This window comes from Deltaproteobacteria bacterium RBG_16_64_85 (assembly GCA_001798885.1).
Lineage (GTDB): Bacteria > Desulfobacterota > Deferrimicrobia > Deferrimicrobiales > Deferrimicrobiaceae > FEB-35.
On sequence record MGQW01000011.1, the window covers coordinates 55,324 to 71,813 of the forward strand.

The window sequence follows — 16,490 nt, forward strand, 5'->3', positions numbered from 1 at the left end:
TCGGAGGGCCCATGGGGAAAAGGATACTTCTTGCCGAAGACAGCCTGACGATCCGGAAGGTGTTCGAGCTGACCTTTGCGCAATCGGACATCTCCCTGACGACGATCGACAACGGCAACGACGCCGTCCGGCTCGCGGAGGAGACCGCTCCCGATCTCGTTGTGGTCGACGTGACCCTGCCCGGCAAGGACGGATTTCGGGTGGCGCAGGAGCTAAGGGCTTCCGAAAAAACCAGGGCGTGCCCCGTCCTCATCCTTTGCGGGATGCTCTCTCCCTTCGACGAGGGGAGGTACAAAGAGAGCGGCGCAGGGGGGGTTCTCTTCAAGCCGTTCGAATCCCGGGAACTGATCGACAAGGTGCAGGAACTTTTTAGGAGCACGGAAGAGACCGCCCGGAAGGAAAAGGGGGAGGCCGCTCCTGCTGCCGAGGAACCATGGGACTTCAGCGACGTCCTGGAGGAGGTGGAACAGGTGAGCGGGAAGGAGGTCTCGACTGCCGCGGCGAAGCAGGGCGAGGATCTCCTGCCTGGCGTCTCCGTGACGGCGGGGAAGACGGAAGGAGGCCTGTCCCTGGGGGAATTCGACGTCTCCCTGGAAGAGCTCGAGGAAACTCCAAAAGAACCCCCCCAGGAGGCCTTCCTGGAAGCTCCCCCGGAGCCGGCGCCGACGGTTGCGCACATCGAGGGGGAACCATTCACCGACGCCCCGGGGGCCGTGACCGACCTGTCTCAGGCGATCGAGTCGGTCGAGGAACTAGAGGAACTCGAGGACCTGGAGGAGGTGGAGCAGTTGCAGAAGGAATCCGAGCGCCCCATCACGTCAGAAGTTGTCGCATCCCCCATCGGTCCCTCCGCAGCGGCCGGAATGGAGAGCGCGTTGCGGGAGCAGTTCTCCGCCCGTGCGCAGGAAATCTTTGAAAAAGTGGCTGCGGAAACCGTGGAAAAGGTCCTTTGGGAACAGATGGACCGCATCGTGGCGGAATTTTCCGCGAAGATCCGGGAGTCCGTCGAGGCGGTGGCGTGGGAAGTCATTCCCTCGACCGCGGAGATGCTGATCCGCGAGGAGATCTCCCGGATCCGCGAGCAGACCGAAAAAAAACCCCCCGGATGACAGGTCAGGAACCGGATAAGGCCTACGACCCGAAAGGGATCGAGGAGAAGTGGTACGCCTACTGGTTGAACAGGAGGTTATTCCACGCCGACCCGGCCCGTCCGGGTGAATCGTATTCGATCGTCATTCCCCCGCCCAACATCACCGGTTCCCTGCACATGGGACACGCGCTGAACGTCACGCTCCAGGACGTGCTCATCCGCTATCATCTCATGCTGGGTCACAACGCCCTCTGGCTGCCGGGAACCGACCATGCCGGGATCGCCACGCAGAACGTGGTCGAGCAGTTGCTTGCCAAGGAGGGAATCCTCCGCCAGGACCTGGGGCGGGGGAAGTTCGTCGAACGGGTTTGGAAGTGGAAGGAGGAGAGTGGCGGCGTCATCCTGCGGCAGTTGAAGCGCCTGGGTGCATCCTGCGACTGGGAGCGGGAGCGGTTTACGATGGACGAAAGACTCTCCCGCGCCGTCCGGGAGGCCTTCGTCCGGTTGTACCGGAAGGGGCTGATCTACCGCGGACGCTACATCATCAACTGGTGCCCCCGCTGCCTCACGGCCCTCTCCGACATCGAGGTGAGCTACGAGGAGACCCGCGGGGCCCTTTACTACATCCGCTATCCGGAGCTGTCCGGCCGCCGCAGCGTGGTCGTGGCGACGACCCGTCCCGAAACGATGCTGGGCGACACCGCCGTTGCCGTGAACCCCGCGGATGAGCGGTTTGCCGGCCGCGTCGGGGCGACGCTGCGTCTTCCGCTCATGAACCGGCCCATCCCCCTCATTTCCGACAAAATGGTCGACCGGGAGTTCGGGACCGGGGCGGTGAAGATCACTCCCGCTCACGACCCGAACGATTTCGAGGTGGCCAGGCGCCACGAGCTCCCTTCCGTGCGGGTCATCGACGAGTCCGGGAGGATGACGGACGAGGCGGGGGCCTTCGCCGGGATGGATCGGCTTGCCTGCCGCGAAGCCGTCGTGGAAAAGCTCAAGGCGGAAGATCTCCTGGTGAAGGAGGAGCCGTACCTCCACAACGTCGGCCACTGCTACCGGTGCCGGACGGTCGTCGAGCCCGCGGAGAGCATCCAGTGGTTCGTCCGTGCGAAGCCCCTGGCGGAGCCGGCGATCCGCGCCGTGAGGGCCGGAGAGACCCGCATCATCCCCCCCCAGTGGGAGAAGACCTATTTCGACTGGATGGAGAACATACGCGACTGGTGCATCTCGCGGCAGATCTGGTGGGGACACCGGATCCCCGCGGTTCACTGCGCCGACTGCGGCCATACGACGGTCGAGGTGGAGACGCCGGACCGCTGCGTCTCCTGCGGCTCCCGGAGCCTCCGGCAGGAGGAAGACGTCCTCGACACGTGGTTCTCGTCGGCTTTGTGGCCGTTCTCGACGCTGGGATGGCCGGAAGCGACCCCCGACCTCGCGCGGTACTATCCGACTTCCGCCCTCGTGACCGGGTTCGACATCCTCTTCTTCTGGGTCGCGCGAATGATGATGATGGGGATCGCGTTCACCGGGAAGGCCCCCTTCCGCGACGTCGTGATCCATGCCCTCGTTCGGGACGCGAGGGGGGAGAAGATGAGCAAGACCCGGGGAAACGTCATCGACCCGCTCGAGGTGATGGACCGATACGGGACCGACGCCTTCCGCTTCACGCTGGTGGCGCTGGCGGCGCAGGGGCGCGACATCCGGATGTCCGACGACCGTGTGGAAGGATACCGCAACTTCATGAACAAGATCTTCCAGGCCGGCCGTTTCGTGCGGATGCACGTCGACGGGGAGACACCGAGGGAACTGCCGGAGGGTCTTCCCGTTGTGGATCGATGGATCCTCTCCCGCCTCCAGCGCGTGATCGACGAGATCCGGCGGGGGATCGAGGAGTACCGTTTCAACGACGCGGGCTCGGCGTTCTACCAGTTCACGTGGCACGAGTTCTGCGACTGGTACGTCGAGATGATCAAGCCGTCCCTTTCCCAGGAGGCCGACCCGCTCGCCCGGCGGAACCAGCGCTCGGTCCTTCTCCGGGTGTTCGAGACGATCCTCGCCCTTGGGCAGCCGTTCATCCCGTTCCTCACGGAGGAGATCTGGCAGTCGCTGCCCGGGAAGCGGGACAGCATCCTCCGGCAAGGCTACCCCGCCGTCGACACGGAGAAAACCGACGTCGACGTCGAGGAGAACATGGGGCATCTCATGGAGGTGATCCGGGCGGTGCGCAATATCCGCAGCGAGCTGAACGTCTCCCCCGCGAGGAAGGTGGAGGTCCGGCTCAAAGGCCAGGTGGAAGAGCTCGCGTTCCTGAGGGAACACGAGGAGATCCTGCGACGCCTGGCACGCGCGGAAACGGTGACGTACAAGGATGCCGACTACATCCCCGTTCAGGACGCGACTGCGGTCGTGAACGACATCGAGGTCTGCCTCCCCCTGGCGGGGCTCATCGATTTCGACCAGGAGGCCAGGCGTCTGCGCAAGGAGATCGACCGGGCAGGTGCCGAGCATTCCGTCGTCACGGGGAAGCTTGCCAACGAGAAGTTCGTGGCGAACGCGCCCGCGGATATCGTCGAAGCCCATCGCACGCGGAAGGACGACCTCGAGGAGAAGCTTTCCAAGCTGTCCCAGAACCTGGAACTGGTGACCCGGTACCTTTCGTGACCCACCGCCTCGAATTCGAAGAATTGGTCCGTGCGGCGCTGCACGAGGACGCGCCCTTCGGAGATCCCTTCGGCGCTGCTTTTCAGGGGCCTGGCCGCGGGATTTTTCTCGCGGGAGCGCCGGGTCTTTTTTGTGGCGGCCCCGTGGCTGCGGAGGTCTTCCGCCAGATCGACCCGAAGGTTTCGGTGACGTTTGCGGAGGAGGGACGTGGCCTATCGGCAGGGGAGCGGGCGGGCGAGGCCAGCGGCCCCGTAAGTTCCCTGCTTCGTGGCGAGCGGGTGGCGCTGAACTTTCTGCAGCGGCTCTCCGGCATCGCCTCCGTGACGGCGAGGTTCGTGGAAAAGGTGGCCCCTTACGGCACCCGCATTCTGGACACCCGAAAGACCACCCCCCTGCATCGGGCGCTGGAGAAATACGCCGTGCGGGTGGGCGGCGGCGCCAACCATCGCTTCTCCCTCTCCGACGGCATCCTGATCAAGGAGAACGGCATCCGCGCGGCGGGGGGGATCCCCGAGGCAGTGGCTGCCGCGCGGCGGGTTGCCCCTCCCCTGATCCGCGTGGAGGTCGAGGTGGAAAATCTGGACGACGCCGAGACGGCGGTGGGGGAGGGAGTCGACGCGATCCTCCTCGACAACATGTCCCCCGAGGCGGTCCGCGAGGCGGTACGACGCTTCGGCGGCAGCGTTTTCCTCGAGGCCTCCGGTGGGATCCATCTCGGCAACGTCGAGGAATACGCGCGGACCGGCATCGCCGCGATTTCGATCGGCGCGTTGACGCATTCCGCGCCGGCGCTGGACCTTTCCTTCGAGCTGTTGCGGTGATGCGGACGATCCTTCTGGTTTGCATTCTCCTGACGCTCTCCGTCACGTGCGCGGCCGACCCCGAAGGATACCGGAGGATCGAGTCCGTGGCGGCTTCGGTCAACGGCGAGGTCCTCTTCCTGTCGGACGTTATACGAGAAGCCTGCTTTTACCGATGCGGGACGGTTCCGGGGCAGGCGCCGCAGGAGATGTCGCTTTCCCGCGCCAGGGAAATGCTCATCGCCGACACGCTGGTCCTCCAGGAGGCGAAGAAGCTGGGCCTGGGCGCGGTGGACAACGAGGCGCTCGCATCCTCGACGGCGGAAGCGCTTTCCAGGACGGGAAAATGCACGTCCCCCTGCGCGGCGTCCCTCACGGAGACGGAGGTGAGGGAGCTCCTTTCGCGCAGGCTGCTGGTGCGGGATTTTCTGGAACGGCGCATCGCGATCTTCATCGAGGTCAACGACGGGGAGGTGCGGCGCGAGACCGCGCAGCGCTCCCGCGCGGGCTTGCCCCCGGAGGAGCTCTCCGAGGAGAAGGTCCGGAAAAGCCTTTCCGAGGAAAAAGCGGCGGCCGAGATCCGAAACTGGTTCGCCCGGTCGACATCCAAATCCAGGATCGTGCTCTCCCCTTTGCCGGAGCCATGAAGATGGAGGTATACACCCTGACCATCCGCTCCTCGTTCTCCGCGGCCCACCGCCTGCGGGAATATGGAGGGAACTGCGAGCGGCTGCACGGCCACAACTGGCAGGTGGAAGTGACCGTCGAGTCGGAGAGCCTGGACGAGCAGGGGATGGCGATGGATTTCCGGGAGATGAAGGAAAGACTCCACGACATCCTTTCGGGGATGGACCACAGGTACCTGAACGAGATCCCGCCGTTCGACGTGCAGAACCCGTCGTCCGAGAACCTCGCACGCTACATTTTCGGCGAAATGGAAGGGAAGATCCCCGCGCCGGCGCGCCTTCGCCGGGTCACCGTCGGGGAGTCCGACGACGCCCGGGCTTCGTTCACCCGCCGCGCCTGAAGCGACGTCACGGCTTCAGCGATTCATTCAACCGTTTCAGAAATTCTTCGAGGTTGATTCCGTGGACCTTGGCGCCGTGTTCGAGGTTCTCGAACTCGGAGAGCTGACACCCGGCGCAGTCGATCCCGAAACGCTCGAAGACCGGGATCGTCCGGGGGAATTTCCGAACGACGTCCTCGATCTTCATGTCCTTGTGGATCATGGCGGCCCTCCCGGCGGGATGGACCCATTTTATCACGGCGGCCGGTCAGGGAAGTTCGAGGAATCGGAGGGGGGGCTCCGAGGGGATCCGCCCGATCTTCTTCGCAAGACGGTAGAACTTCACGAGTCCCTGCTTCTCCTCCTTCAGGTCGTAGGAGAGATTTCTCCAGTAGGCCGTGCGCATTTCCTTCGGCATCCAGTCCGGGCCGATCAGGAGATGTTCGGGGCGGGTCAGGGATTCCCGGGCGATCCGCTTGGCGGTGAGCAGCGTCCGCGCGAATCCGAGAAGGGCCTCCCGTCGCCTGGAAAGCGCCTCGCGGGAGACGATCCAGAGGGCGAAGACGAACGGCGTCCCCGTTTCGCGTCGCCACCATTCACCCAGGTCGGTCACATGCTTTGCGGTTCCGGAGATCCTTGCCTGCAGCGCTTCGTCCCCGATGGCGAGGTAGGCGGGGTAATGGCGCAACGCCTTCCCCGGCGGGAACTCCGTCCGGACGAGGCGGTTCCGTTTCCCCAGGGATTCCCGAAGCAGGATCTCCAGAAGAACGACCGAGGTGTCCGACGCACGTGTGACGGCGATGGGGCCGTCCGGGATCCTCGAAAGCGGGTCGTTCGAGAGGAGGAGCACGCTCATCACCTTCGAGCGGGAGGCGATCGAGATGTCCGGGCAGAGGAGGTACCGGTCCGGATGCTTCGCATACTCGATCGAGGAGGAAGGGGAGATGTCCAGTAGCCCCGAGCGCAGTTTCCGGTTGAGCTCCGACGGGGTTCCGGAGACGAAACGGACGTCCTCGAGCGAGAAGTGGGTGGTGAGGGCGTGGAAGATCGGGACCAGGTTCGCGTAGGGGATGCGCCCTACGCGCAGCGACGGGTTCGTCATTCGTATCTCAGCGCCTCGATGGGGTGCAGCGTGGCCGCTTTCCGCGCCGGGTAGACCCCGAAGAAGATACCGACAAACACGGAGAAGGTAAAGGCCAGGACGACGGCCCATGGCGGGATCGCCACAGGGAGCTTGGGGACCAGGATCCGGATGACGCCCGCCCCCAGCGTCCCGACGAGCACGCCGAAAAACCCTCCCGCCGCGGACAGGGTGGTCGACTCCATCAGGAACTGGATGAGGATGTCGCGGTTCCGGGCTCCCACGGCCTTCCGGATCCCGATCTCGTTCGTCCGCTCCTTCACGGTCACCAGCATGATGTTCATGATGCCGATTCCGCCGACCAGGAGCGAGATGGCCGCGATCCCGCCGAGGACGTAGGTGAGCGTGTCCAGGATCGTGAACAGCGAGGAGAGGATGGCCGCCTGGTTGGTGATCGTGAAGTCCTCGTGACGGTTGTGGTTCTTGAACAGGAGCGACCGGGCGAGCTCCTTCCCGGAGTCGATGTCGTTCTTGTTCCGCACGGAGATGAGGATCTCGACGAGGGCGTCGGTATCGAAGATGTCCATGGCCGACCGCACCGGGATGAAGACGATGTCGTCGATGTCGAATCCCAGGCTCACCCCCTTGCGTTCCATGATCCCCGTCACGCGGAACCGCGCCCCCGAGATCTTGACCACCTCGCCCAGCGCGCTGGCGTTTCCGAACAGCTCGCGCTTGACGGTCCGGCCGAGCATGCAGACCCTCCGCTTCGCCTCCACGTCCGCGTCCGTGACGAAGCTCCCGACCTCGACGTGGATGTTGCGGACCGGGGAAAAATCGGGGGTTACTCCCAGGACGGTGACGTTGCGGGACCGGGACCCGAGGCGCACCTCCGACGTGCCGAACACCACCGGAGCGACCCCGCCGAAGAGGTATCCCTTCTTCTCGAGGATTCTCGCGTCGTCCAGGGTCAGCTTGTGCCGCGCCGCCCCGATGATGGGCGGCCCTCCCTTGGTCTCGATCTTGCCGGGCGTGACGATCAGGATGTTGGCCCCCAGCCCCGCGAACTGCTCCTCCACGTAGTTCTTCGTCCCCTCGCCCAGCGAGACGAGGAGAATGACGGCGGCCACTCCGATGATCACTCCGAGCATCGTAAGGGCGGACCGGAGCCGGTTGGTGCGCAGCGCATCGAGCGCAACGGAGAGGAATTCCCGGGGGGTCATCCGCGCAGCTCCCGGTACTCCTCCGGCGTCACCAGACGGCCGTCGACGATGTAGACGATGCGCCTGGCGTTCCGGGCGATGGCGAGGTCGTGCGTGACCAGGACGATCGTCGCACCTTCGGCGTTGAGACGGGTGAGGATTCCCAGCAGCTCCTCGCCGGATTTCGAGTCCAGGTTCCCCGTCGGCTCGTCGGCCAGCAGAAGGGAGGGGCGGTTCACGAGCGCGCGGGCGATGGCGACCTTCTGCTTCTGGCCGCCGGAGAGCTGGTTGGAGAGGTGGTTCTTCCGGTCCTCGATCCCCACGGCCCGCAACGATTCGAGCGCCCGACGGGAGCGTTCCTCCCGCCCGACGCCGGCATAGAGCAGGGGGAGCTCCACGTTTTTCAGGGCGGTGTAGCGGGGTAGAAGGTGGAACACCTGGAAGATGAAGCCGATCTCCCGGTTCCGCATCTCCGCCAGGGATTCCTGAGACAGCCGGGTCACCGGAGTCCCCTTGATCTCGTAGGTCCCGGAAGTGGGGACGTCCAGGCAGCCCAGGAGGTTCATGAGGGTGGACTTGCCCGATCCCGACGGGCCCATCACGGCGAGGAAGTCGCCGGGGAAGATGTCGAGGTCGACCCCTTCGAGCCCGACGACGGGCTGCTCCCCGCCCTCGTAAATCTTGCCGACTCCCCTCAGGCGGAGGAGGGGCTCACTTCCGGCTGCGGATCCCAACGCGGCTCCCGGGGGTGAGGTTCTTGATCTCCAGGGAAGTGATGATCGCTTCTCCCGGGGAGATCCCGACGAGGATCTCCGTCCAGTCCCAGTTGGAGATCCCCGTGGTCACGTCCCTGCGGACGGCCCTCCCGTCCGCGACGACAAGGACGAACTTCCGCCCCTCCCGCTCCATCACCGCCGCGGAGGGGGCGAGGAGGACGTTGTCCTTTCCGCCCGTCAGCACCTCGACGTCCGCCGACATCCCGAGGCGCAGCGGCTTGGGGGGCTCGATCGGAAGGATCCGGATCGTGTTGGCCCGGGAGACTTCCTTGGAGACCTCGACGACCGGCTTGATCTCGGAGACCTTCCCGGCGAACGTCTCCCCCAGGTAGGCGTCGGGGAACAGCTTCACCTTCTGGCCGACCTTGATCTTGGCCGACTCCGACTCGTCGATGGGCGCTTCGATGTAAAGGTCGCCGGGGTCGGCCAGGGCGAAGAGAGGGGCGCCGGGAATCTTCGTCTCCCCCACCTCTGCCGTCTTCCGGATAACGATGCCGGCGTAGGGAGCCGTGATCCGCAGCTTCGCCCGGCGGCCCTCAAGGGATGCGGCCTTGGCTCTTGCGGAGACCACCCGCGCCTTCAGGGACTCGATCTCCCGGTCGACCGCCCGGACAGCCGCTTCTCCGGCATCCGCGATCTTCGCCTCTTCCTCGGCGTTGGCGAGGCGGGTTTCCGCCTGCTCCATCTCCGCCTTGGAGAGGAACCCGCGGCGGAACAGCCCGGAGGCCCGCAGGTGGTCATCCCTCGCCTGGCGCAGGTTGGCCGCCGCGCGAGCGGACTCGGCCCGGTATCTCCGATCGGCTTCGTCCCGCTTCGCCTCCGACTGCCGGAGCCCTTCCTGAGCCGAGAGGACGTCGGCCCGGGCGGCGTCCACCTGCCGGTCCAGTTCCGGATCCGCCAGAACCGCCAGCAGGTCGCCCTTCCGAACCGGGGTCCCTTCGTCGGCCGAGATCCTGGCGATCCGGCCCCCCACCTCGGCCGAGAGCGTGGACTCCTGCCGGGACTTCACCGTGCCGGCGGAAACCGAGGTGACGATCTCGTCGATCGGGCCCTTCCTCGCCTCGAAAACGTCGACCGTGAGCACGGAGGCGCTCCGGTAGAGGGCGAACGCGGCTGCGGCAAGGACGAGGGCGATCCCCCCGAGAATCGCCTTGGTGCGCATCTTCATCGGACGGCGATTCCTTCCCGGTCGAAAATCGTTCCCGCGGCCCTCCGCAGGCGGGTCTCCGCGGCGTAGGCGTCCGCCTGCGCGCGGATCTCGGCAAGGCGCGCCTCGGACAGGTCCTTCTGGAACCGGAGGACCTCGACCGTGGTGGATCTTCCCAGGTCAAGCATCTGTTCTTCCGCTTCCAGCTTCTTCGAAGCCGCTGCGACCGTGACGCGGGAAGCGGTGATCCTTTCCCGGGCCGACTCGAGATCCCGCGCGGCTTTGCGTACCTCCGTCCGGATTTTGAGGAACAGCGCCTCCTCCAGGAGGCGCTGTTCCTCGAGGGCGGAACGGGCCTTCGCCCATTCCGCCTTCTCCCGGTCGAATCTCCAGGGAATCTCCGACTTCAGCCCCGCGAACCAGTTGTAGTACCGGCCGGAAAACAACTGGTCGATGCTGTCCCCGTAGTTCCCCGCGAACGCCGTCGAGGAGACGGGGAACAACGGGTTGAGGATGGGATTGGGAGACCCCGCCAGGCCGGAGAGTCCGGCGGAGACGGTGAGGTCCAGGGAGGGGAGCGTCCGGTTCCTGGCGACGGCCTCCTGGATCTCGGCCTGCCTCCTTCGCTCGGCCTGGGCGGCGACCTCCGGGCGTCGCCGGACCGCCTCCTCGAACGATTCGTCGGCTCCTGGAGGGGAGACGTCTCCCTGCGGCGGGACGGGGGTGAGCCGCTCCTCCCATTCGCGGTCGAGGCGCAAGCCCAGGAGGTACTTGAGATCGTCCTCCGAGCCCCGCGCCGCCGCTTCGGCGCGGATCAGTTCCTCCTTCCGCGCCGCCGCCGCCGCTTCGGCGGGGAGCCGGTCCATGGGAGCCGCCGCGCCGGCCTCGATCCGGGCGTCGGTCTGGGCCATCAAGCGGTCTGCCAGCTCCAGGGCCTCCCTTCGGACCTCCACTTCACGGCTGGCCGCGTAAAAGGAGAGGAACGCGGACCGCGCAGCGGCGACGATATCCATCGCCTTTGCCTTCCATTCCTCCGTCCTGGCCGCGGCACCGGCCCGGGCGATCCGGAGCGGCCCTTCGGTGACCTGCCGGCCCCGGTTTTTCAGGAGCGGCTGCTGCGCCGAGAGGGTCAGCGCCGTGGTGTATTGCGGCGAGAGCAGGGCGATCGAGGTGCCGGTTTCCTGTCGCTGGTTCTCGAAGGCGAGCGTCAAGGCCGTGCCGGTGCGAAGCAGCTCCTCTGCCCCCAGGTCGAGCTTGTAGGCCCGCTGGTCGAGGGAGAGGCTCCCGTCGAGCGCCGAGCCGCTGGGGGTGATGGACCGGGAGGCGCCCAGGTCACCGGTGAACCTCGGAAGGAAGGCGGCTTCCTCGATCGGTACGCCGAAGGCCGCGATGTCCCGCTCGGTGCGGGAAACCGCGATGTCGATGTTGCCCCGGAGAGCGATCTCGACGCATTCCCGCATGGAGATTTCCCGCGGGGCGTCGTTATCCCTGGCCGGGAAGGCGGAGGAGGCAGGCACGAGGAGGGCCAGCAGGACGATGAGCGTAGAGGGCGTCTTCATCGGTGTCCTTTGGGCGGCAGCCGGGAGATAGTTTATCACGTCCGCCGGAGGGATATGGGTGCAAGGAACCGGCTGTCCTTTAGGGCCTGATCCGCCTTGACGCGGAGCCCCGAAATTCCAATAATGATGGGGCAATCTCCCTGGAGGTCGTTGAATGAACTGGACGGCGTTGAAGAAGTTCGTGCCGCCGAACGCCGCGGCCAAGGTTCCACGGGACCATCCTGCCTGTCCGCTCAACGGGCGCGACGTCTTCAAGGCCCTTTCCCCGCACAAGGGGATCGTGATGGCGTGCAACATCCGCATCCCCTCGGTCATCCCGGGAATCATGAGGGCCGCCGACGAGCTGGGCGCGGTCGTGGCGTTCGAGCTTGCGAAGACGGAAGGAAACGTGGACGGGGGCTACACGGGGATGAACCCGGAGACCTTCGTCCACACGATCCTCTCCCATGCGGAGAGGGTGAACTTCTCCGTTCCGTTCGTCATCCACGGAGACCATATCACCGTCAAGAACACCTCCGCCAAGGAGATCGACGAGGCCCGCGCCCTGATCGCGGCAGAGCTTTCCGCCGGGTACACCTCCTTCGCGATCGACGCCTCCTTCAACCCGATCCCGGAGAATGCCCGGATCACCGCCTTGCTCTCCGCCCCGATCCGGGAGCGGAAGCTGGGGCTGGAGGTCGAAGTGGGGGAGATCAAATCCGCGGGGAGCGAGTCCACGCTGTCCACCGTGGAAGAGGCCGTCGAACTGATGGAGCGGCTCTCCGCCGCAGGGGTCGCAGCCGATCTTCTCGCCATCAACAACGGCTCCAAGCACGGCAACTACCTGGAGGGGGAGAAGATCTTCATCGACCTCGAGCGGACGGGGCAGATCCACGCGGCGGTCCACGCCCGGTTCGGTGTCGATATCGCGCAGCACGGGATCACCGGCACGCCGCTCCACCTGATCGGCCGGTTCGCCGACTACGGCATCCGCAAGGGGAATGTCGGCACGCAGTGGCAGAACATTGCCCACGAGGGGCTGCCCACCGCGCTGATGCAGAAGATGCGCGACTGGGCAAAGGGCGTCGGCAAGGACATCAAGTTCGCGACGAAGCCGTTCAAGCAGGAGATCGACGCGATCCCGGCCGAGTACGCGGAGAAGATCGAGAAGGCGGCCTACCGGGAAGCCCTCCAGCTCTTCCGGGCGTTTCGCGCCGAGGGGACCGCAAAGATCGTCGCCGATTCCCTCGCCGTCAAGGTCTAAGAGAACGTTTGCGGATCGTCGCGGGGAAATGGCGGGGGAGGACCCTGCGAGCCCCGAGAGGCTTGGCTGTTCGGCCTACGTCGGACCGGGTGAGGGAAGCGATCTTCGACATCCTCGGGGAACGGGTGTACGGCATGGCCGTCCTCGACCTTTTCGCCGGAAGCGGGGCCCTGGGCCTGGAGGCGCTCTCCCGGGGGGCGTCACAGGCGGTATTCGTCGAACCCGATCCGACCGCATTCGGCTTTTTACGGAAGAACATCGAATCGCTGGGGGCCGGGCAAGCGGAAGGCCATCTCCTGGATTACCGGCAGGCGTTGCGCCACCTGCGGGCACGATCGATGCGGTTCGGCCTCGTGTTTCTCGACCCCCCGTACGGGAAGGGGCTGGCGGCGGATTCCGCGGCGGGACTTTCCCGGGCGGGCCTTCTCCAGCCGGAGGGCACGGTCGTGGTGGAGGAAGCGTTTCGGGCGCCCGAGGCTGCATTTCCGGAGGAGTGGGAGCTCTCCGTAGACCGGCGGTACGGCGGCACGAGGGTGAGAATGTTCAGGGTTTCCTCCTGAACGCGAATGCGATGATTTCGAAGAGGGAGACAAGATGAGGACGATCGCGGTGTACCCAGGCTCGTTCGATCCCCCGACCTTCGGGCACCTCGACATCATTGAACGGTCGTCGCGGGTGTTCTCGCAGGTGATCGTCGCGGTGGCCAGCAACCTCCGGAAGAACGTCATGTTCACCCCGGCGGAGCGGGGGGCCATGCTGCGCAAGCTCACGCGGCCCTATTCCAACGTGAAGGTCGACTCCTTCCGCGGGCTCCTGGTCGATTACGCCCGGGACAAGGGGGCCCACGTGCTGGTCCGGGGCCTGCGGGCCATTTCGGATTTCGAATACGAGTTCCAGATGGCGCACATGAACAAGAAGCTGGCGCCCGAGATGGACACGGTCTTCATGATGACGGGGGAGCGGTACTCCTACATCAGCTCCAACATCGCCAAGGAGATCGCCGCCTTTGGTGGAAAGATCGACGACCTGGTCCCCGCGCTGGTCCGGGAGAAGGTCCTTTGGAAAATCAGGAAGAGCAGGTAGCCAACGATCCGCATCCGTGGAAAGGAGCGAAGCATGATGAAGCTTGCAGGCAGGGTGGGGAAAATCAAGCCTTCACCGACGCTGGCGATCACGAGCAAGGCGAAGGCGATGAAGGCGCAAGGGGTCGACGTGGTCGGCTTCGGAGCGGGGGAGCCGGACTTCGACACTCCCGATCACATCAAGGAGGCCGCGAAGAAAGCTTTGGATGAGGGATACACGAAATACACCCCCGTCCCCGGTTCGCCGGAGCTCAAGGACGCGGTCATCGCCAAGCTCAAGCGCGACAACGGCCTCGAGTACGGGCGGGAGAACATCATCGTGTCGCTGGGCGCCAAGCATTCCATCTACAACGTTGCACAGGCGTTCTTCGAGAGGGGCGACGAGGTCATCATCCCGGCCCCGTACTGGGTCTCCTACCCGGACATCGTCCTGCTGGCCGGCGGGACGCCCGTGATCGTCGAAACGACGCAGAAGAACGGGTTCAAGATGACCGCCGCGCAGCTCAACAAGTCGATCACCTCCAAGACGAAGTGCGTGGTGCTGAACAGCCCCTCCAACCCCACGGGATCGGCCTATACCCGGCCTGAACTCAAGAAGCTGGCGGACGTGATCGTCCGGCGGGATATCACCGTCCTCTCCGACGAGATCTACGAGAAGATCGTCTACGACGGGTTCGAGTTCTCGAGCATCGCCTCGTTCGGCCCGGAGATCAAGAAGCGGACGATCCTGGTGAACGGGCTGTCCAAGGCGTTCTCGATGACCGGCTGGCGGATCGGCTACGTCGCTGCGGACAAGGACCTCGTGGCGGCGATGAACAACATCCAGAGCCAGAGCACGTCCAATCCCGTCTCCTTCTGCGACAAGGCGGCCATCACGGCGCTCAACGGGCCGCAGGACTTCATGAAGACGTGGGTGGAGGAGTTCGACAAGCGGCGCCGCTACATGGTCGACCGGCTGAACAGCATCCCGGGCGTGTCCTGCCTCCTGCCGCAGGGGGCGTTCTACGTCTTCCCGAACTTCTCGAAGCTGTACAGGAAGAAGACTCCCTCGGGGAAGAAGATCGGCAACTCGACCGAGCTGGCGGCGTACCTGCTGGAGGAGCACAAGGTCGCTGCGGTGCCGGGAGTGGCGTTCGGCGCGGACGCCTGCCAGCGACTGTCGTACGCGATGTCGATGGCGAACATCGTCAAGGGGATCGACCGGATCGAGGCCGCCGTCCAGGCGCTCCGGTAGCCTGCATCGGGGAGGCGTCGCCGCCGCGATGCCCCCCCGGCCGCGTTACTCGTAACGGAAGGCGCTGCGCCTCCTCCTTCGGCGGCTCCGCCGGACCCTCCTATGACATGCGCCTTTCGTTAGGTGCGCGTACCGCCGCGGGTGCAAGTTTCCTTCCCTGCTGTGGCAGCGAAGCAGGTAACGCTTGCATCGGAGCAAGCGACCATGGATCCGCGGCCGCCGCAGGAGTCCCCCTCGCGAGGAGACGCAGGCGGAATCGGCGAAAGGCCCCGCGTCCCTGGCAACCGAAAAGCCTGGCGTACTGAATCGGGTGACCGAAGGCCGGGGAAAGGACCTTGGGGCACGCTTGCTGGACGAAGCCGGGGAGACAAGGCGGAACGCGACGGGGGAGCTCCGGAGGCGTAGCCGCGGAGCTCCCATAGCTTGCCCTACGAAAAAAGGCCTGCGGCTTTACAGCGGACGCTCGCCGGTCCTCTTGAAACGGAAGTAGTCGGCGAGGATCTGCGCGTGGTCGAAGGCGAGCGGCGTCGGGAGGTCGTGCTCCGGGAAGAGCCGCGCCTCCACGGCGTCGTCGGCCCCTGAAGGCGTTCCTTCCGCTTTCCCCATGTAAACCGTTGAAATCGTGTGCCTGCGGGAGTCGCGGGCGGGGTCGGAATAGACGCCGAGCAGCCCCGTCAGGGTTACCCGCAGGCCTGTCTCCTCCAACGCTTCGCGGACGGCCGCGTCCTGCGCCCTCTCCCCCGCGTCGATGAACCCGCCCGGGATGGCCCACCCCGGCGGGGGGTGCTTGCGCCGGATCAGCACGATCCGGTCTTCCACTTCGATGATCACGTCGACGGTGGGGACGGGTGGCGCCGGTTTCATGCGGGATCTCCCTATTTATGCTATAAAATTGTATATGAATTTCACGAATCCCGCCGCCATCTTCGTGTCTTCCTTCATCATCGCGCTCTCCGGGGCGCTGATGCCCGGGCCGCTCCTTGCGGTGACCATCCGCGACACTACCCGCCGCGGTTTTATCGCTGCGCCGCTGCTCGTGCTCGGCCACGGGATCCTGGAGCTGGGGCTCCTGGCGCTCCTTATGCTGGGTCTCGCGGAGTGGTTGAAAGGGGAGGCGGCGACGACCGTCATCGCGCTGGCCGGCTGCAGCGCGCTTTTGTGGATGGCGGTCGGAATGGTGCGCGAGGTCCGTTCCCTCCGGTTCGACCCCGGCGCAGGGGCTTCGAATGCCGCCGGTCCCGATACGGGGAATGCCCGCAACCTCTGGCGTCCCGTGGCGGACGGCATCATCGCCTCGATCTCCAACCCCTACTGGTCGCTGTGGTGGGCGACGATCGGGCTGGGATACCTGGCGCTCTCCAGTGGGCAGGGGCTCACCGGCGTGGCCTTCTTTTTCGCCGGCCACATTCTGGCCGACATCGCCTGGTTCCTGTTCGTCGGCCTGACCGTGTCCGCGGGGCGGGGACGGTTCACCGACCGCATCTACCGCGGGATCGTCGGCGTCTGCGCCGGCTTCCTTTTCTTCTTCGCGCTGTCGTTCGGGTACTTCGGGGTGACGAAGCTGTTCCGCCTGCTGTGAGACGGAAACCATCGCAAGGAGGCCGAT

The 16,490-nt window shown here is 65.5% G+C and carries 17 protein-coding genes; 10 read left to right on the forward strand and 7 right to left on the reverse strand.

The genetic code is table 11. From position 1 onward, the window contains the following. Window positions 1-11: 11 nt before the first annotated feature. From A2Z13_09700 to A2Z13_09720, 5 genes are read left to right on the forward strand one after another with little or no spacing between them, the layout of a single operon-like run. A complete protein-coding gene (locus A2Z13_09700) occupies window positions 12-1,109 on the forward strand; it encodes a hypothetical protein (protein OGP80889.1) in 1,098 nt (365 codons plus the stop codon). Beyond that, window positions 1,106-3,754 (forward strand): valine--tRNA ligase, encoded by a 2,649-nt coding sequence (locus A2Z13_09705; GenBank protein OGP80890.1) that lies wholly within the window; start codon window positions 1,106-1,108, stop codon window positions 3,752-3,754. The genes A2Z13_09700 and A2Z13_09705 overlap by 4 nt, the downstream gene beginning before the upstream one ends. Next, window positions 3,751-4,575: a nicotinate-nucleotide diphosphorylase (carboxylating) gene (locus A2Z13_09710; protein OGP80891.1), complete on the forward strand. Its 825-nt coding sequence runs from the start codon at window positions 3,751-3,753 to the stop codon at window positions 4,573-4,575. Before A2Z13_09705 ends, A2Z13_09710 begins: the two co-directional genes overlap by 4 nt. Next, window positions 4,575-5,201, forward strand: a complete 627-nt coding sequence (locus A2Z13_09715) for a hypothetical protein (GenBank protein ID OGP80892.1) — start codon at window positions 4,575-4,577, stop codon at window positions 5,199-5,201. Before A2Z13_09710 ends, A2Z13_09715 begins: the two co-directional genes overlap by 1 nt. A gap of 2 nt (window positions 5,202-5,203) precedes the next feature. After that, a complete protein-coding gene (locus tag A2Z13_09720) occupies window positions 5,204-5,581 on the forward strand; it encodes a 6-carboxytetrahydropterin synthase QueD (GenBank protein ID OGP80938.1) in 378 nt (125 codons plus the stop codon). Between the two features lie 7 nt (window positions 5,582-5,588). Here the strand turns inward: A2Z13_09720 and A2Z13_09725 are convergent, their stop codons facing one another. The 6 genes from A2Z13_09725 to A2Z13_09750 are packed head-to-tail and all read right to left on the reverse strand — an operon-like array spanning window position 5,589 to window position 11,325. Continuing rightward, window positions 5,589-5,783, reverse strand: coding sequence for a disulfide oxidoreductase (locus tag A2Z13_09725; GenBank protein ID OGP80893.1), 195 nt, complete (start codon window positions 5,781-5,783; stop codon window positions 5,589-5,591). A gap of 45 nt (window positions 5,784-5,828) precedes the next feature. After that, entirely contained in the window at window positions 5,829-6,662 is an 834-nt protein-coding gene (locus A2Z13_09730) for a hypothetical protein (protein ID OGP80894.1), read from the reverse strand. Beyond that, a complete protein-coding gene (locus A2Z13_09735; protein ID OGP80895.1) occupies window positions 6,659-7,864 on the reverse strand; it encodes a hypothetical protein in 1,206 nt (401 codons plus the stop codon). Before A2Z13_09735 ends, A2Z13_09730 begins: the two co-directional genes overlap by 4 nt. Beyond that, window positions 7,861-8,577 (reverse strand): macrolide ABC transporter ATP-binding protein, encoded by a 717-nt coding sequence (locus A2Z13_09740; GenBank protein OGP80896.1) that lies wholly within the window; start codon window positions 8,575-8,577, stop codon window positions 7,861-7,863. Before A2Z13_09740 ends, A2Z13_09735 begins: the two co-directional genes overlap by 4 nt. Continuing rightward, entirely contained in the window at window positions 8,555-9,787 is a 1,233-nt protein-coding gene (locus A2Z13_09745) for a hypothetical protein (GenBank protein ID OGP80897.1), read from the reverse strand. Before A2Z13_09745 ends, A2Z13_09740 begins: the two co-directional genes overlap by 23 nt. Continuing rightward, on the reverse strand, window positions 9,784-11,325 hold the full coding sequence (locus A2Z13_09750) for a hypothetical protein (GenBank protein ID OGP80898.1): 1,542 nt from the start codon (window positions 11,323-11,325) through the stop codon (window positions 9,784-9,786). Before A2Z13_09750 ends, A2Z13_09745 begins: the two co-directional genes overlap by 4 nt. Before the next feature lie 154 nt (window positions 11,326-11,479). On the opposite strand from A2Z13_09750, the gene A2Z13_09755 reads away from it, so the two are divergent. The 4 genes from A2Z13_09755 to A2Z13_09770 are packed head-to-tail and all read left to right on the forward strand — an operon-like array spanning window position 11,480 to window position 14,884. Further along, entirely contained in the window at window positions 11,480-12,568 is a 1,089-nt protein-coding gene (locus tag A2Z13_09755) for a fructose-bisphosphate aldolase (protein OGP80899.1), read from the forward strand. Between the two features lie 8 nt (window positions 12,569-12,576). Beyond that, entirely contained in the window at window positions 12,577-13,128 is a 552-nt protein-coding gene (locus A2Z13_09760) for a 16S rRNA (guanine(966)-N(2))-methyltransferase RsmD (protein OGP80900.1), read from the forward strand. A gap of 34 nt (window positions 13,129-13,162) precedes the next feature. Further along, entirely contained in the window at window positions 13,163-13,651 is a 489-nt protein-coding gene (locus A2Z13_09765) for a pantetheine-phosphate adenylyltransferase (GenBank protein ID OGP80901.1), read from the forward strand. A 36-nt stretch (window positions 13,652-13,687) separates the two neighbouring features. Then, the gene (locus A2Z13_09770; GenBank protein OGP80939.1) at window positions 13,688-14,884 is read left to right on the forward strand and encodes an aspartate aminotransferase; all 1,197 of its coding nucleotides are present in this window, start codon (window positions 13,688-13,690) and stop codon (window positions 14,882-14,884) included. A 450-nt stretch (window positions 14,885-15,334) separates the two neighbouring features. Here the strand turns inward: A2Z13_09770 and A2Z13_09775 are convergent, their stop codons facing one another. Beyond that, window positions 15,335-15,748 carry an NUDIX hydrolase gene (locus A2Z13_09775; GenBank protein OGP80902.1) on the reverse strand — a complete coding sequence of 138 codons (414 nt, stop codon included), beginning with the start codon at window positions 15,746-15,748 and terminating at the stop codon, window positions 15,335-15,337. Window positions 15,749-15,782: 34 nt separating this feature from the next. On the opposite strand from A2Z13_09775, the gene A2Z13_09780 reads away from it, so the two are divergent. Beyond that, window positions 15,783-16,463, forward strand: a complete 681-nt coding sequence (locus A2Z13_09780) for a hypothetical protein (GenBank protein ID OGP80903.1) — start codon at window positions 15,783-15,785, stop codon at window positions 16,461-16,463. Window positions 16,464-16,490: the final 27 nt, after the last annotated feature.

Excerpts from the sequence above, each read along its gene's own strand:
- A2Z13_09775 (OGP80902.1), bottom strand. The coding sequence starts at position 15,748 with ATGAAACCGGCGCCACCCGTCCCCACCGTCGACGTGATCATCGAAGTG.
- A2Z13_09730 (OGP80894.1), bottom strand. The coding sequence starts at position 6,662 with ATGACGAACCCGTCGCTGCGCGTAGGGCGCATCCCCTACGCGAACCTG.
- A2Z13_09755 (OGP80899.1), top strand. The coding sequence starts at position 11,480 with ATGAACTGGACGGCGTTGAAGAAGTTCGTGCCGCCGAACGCCGCGGCC.
- A2Z13_09735 (OGP80895.1), bottom strand. The coding sequence starts at position 7,864 with ATGACCCCCCGGGAATTCCTCTCCGTTGCGCTCGATGCGCTGCGCACC.
- A2Z13_09700 (OGP80889.1), top strand. The coding sequence starts at position 12 with ATGGGGAAAAGGATACTTCTTGCCGAAGACAGCCTGACGATCCGGAAG.
- A2Z13_09745 (OGP80897.1), bottom strand. The coding sequence starts at position 9,787 with ATGAAGATGCGCACCAAGGCGATTCTCGGGGGGATCGCCCTCGTCCTT.
- A2Z13_09765 (OGP80901.1), top strand. The coding sequence starts at position 13,163 with ATGAGGACGATCGCGGTGTACCCAGGCTCGTTCGATCCCCCGACCTTC.
- A2Z13_09705 (OGP80890.1), top strand. The coding sequence starts at position 1,106 with ATGACAGGTCAGGAACCGGATAAGGCCTACGACCCGAAAGGGATCGAG.
- A2Z13_09725 (OGP80893.1), bottom strand. The coding sequence starts at position 5,783 with ATGATCCACAAGGACATGAAGATCGAGGACGTCGTTCGGAAATTCCCC.
- A2Z13_09770 (OGP80939.1), top strand. The coding sequence starts at position 13,688 with ATGAAGCTTGCAGGCAGGGTGGGGAAAATCAAGCCTTCACCGACGCTG.
- A2Z13_09720 (OGP80938.1), top strand. The coding sequence starts at position 5,204 with ATGGAGGTATACACCCTGACCATCCGCTCCTCGTTCTCCGCGGCCCAC.
- A2Z13_09750 (OGP80898.1), bottom strand. The coding sequence starts at position 11,325 with ATGAAGACGCCCTCTACGCTCATCGTCCTGCTGGCCCTCCTCGTGCCT.
- A2Z13_09780 (OGP80903.1), top strand. The coding sequence starts at position 15,783 with ATGAATTTCACGAATCCCGCCGCCATCTTCGTGTCTTCCTTCATCATC.
- A2Z13_09715 (OGP80892.1), top strand. The coding sequence starts at position 4,575 with ATGCGGACGATCCTTCTGGTTTGCATTCTCCTGACGCTCTCCGTCACG.